The following is a 1052-nucleotide window of genomic DNA, read 5'->3' on the forward strand; positions in this document are numbered from 1 at the left end:
GCGGCTTATGAAGATATGCTAGAACCAGGAAAATCTTTTATCATTACGGTGAGTGCAGAAAATCGCTCTGAGGGGGTTAGTTTGCGACTTGAGACGGCTCAATCTTTGGAAAATGAAGCAGCACAGCATCATAAAATGATGCGCCTCTTTATAAAAACAGTTGATATGCTTCCACAAATTGAGCAGAATCTAAATCCTAATGGGAATGGAGAGGTAGGGCTCATTTTGATTCAAGAAGATGGATTACGGGAAGTCGAAATTACACTTCCAAAGCGATATAAGGTAGATTCAAGTGTGGTGAGTGCTATGAAATCGATACATGGTGTTGTTGATGTGGAGTTGACTTAAGTTCAATAATATGAGGTTGCTGCTTGGTTTGAGTGCCAGTGTTGTTTTATCAGTAGCTTAAAATTTAACTTTGAATCAGATTGTAGATTCTAAAAGATCTTTCTTTTGTTTGCGATCAGTTTAGACCGATTGATTGCGCATTAAATTATCAATTCTCATCATAAAATCAATATTTATGCAATATAAAACTGTTTGATATCGCAATGTTTTCCTGTTTCGTGCACTCATTATTTATTGAGAAAAAATTGTATGATTGCAGTCCAAAAGGTTGATTGATGGGCGGAGTGAATACGAGAGCTCTGAAATGTTTAAATGCAAGAACAGTAGCAATACTCGATGTTCGTAAATAGAATGATAGCTCTGGTTAAGTGTCTATTTAAGAAGATTGTTTCCATTTCATACATGAAAGCCCAAAGCAATTTGGGATTTTAAATTTTATAAGTTTTTACTATATATCTGCTTATTTCATTTTTTTATTAAGTTCACAGTATCATACATATAAAGCCAATCAAGACTAGACATGATGCTTTCTGGTGTGCGAATTTTCATGATCAAATTACGTGCAATTGCTATGGGCCCCGTTGCATGATAGGTTAATCTATTGAAATCTCCGCGTTTTCTTACTGCTGAAATACGGGTGGTACGTGGTTTTTCGTAAAGCGAAAGTGCTTTCATTAATGAAAGATTTTTCAATGAAAGTACTT

1 protein-coding gene and 1 pseudogene are annotated in these 1052 nt (G+C 35.2%); one reads left to right on the plus strand and one right to left on the minus strand.

All coding sequences use genetic code 11. The features are described 5' to 3' along the window. On the plus strand, positions 1-348 hold a 348-nt coding region (locus tag ACFIK8_RS09995), incomplete at its 5' end, for a hypothetical protein (protein ID WP_375669334.1). A 465-nt stretch (positions 349-813) separates the two neighbouring features. Here the strand turns inward: ACFIK8_RS09995 and ACFIK8_RS10000 are convergent. Continuing rightward, positions 814-1052: pseudogene (locus ACFIK8_RS10000) on the minus strand (salicylate hydroxylase); the annotation flags it as partial.

The organism is Bartonella sp. MR168JLCBS (genome assembly GCF_042194175.1).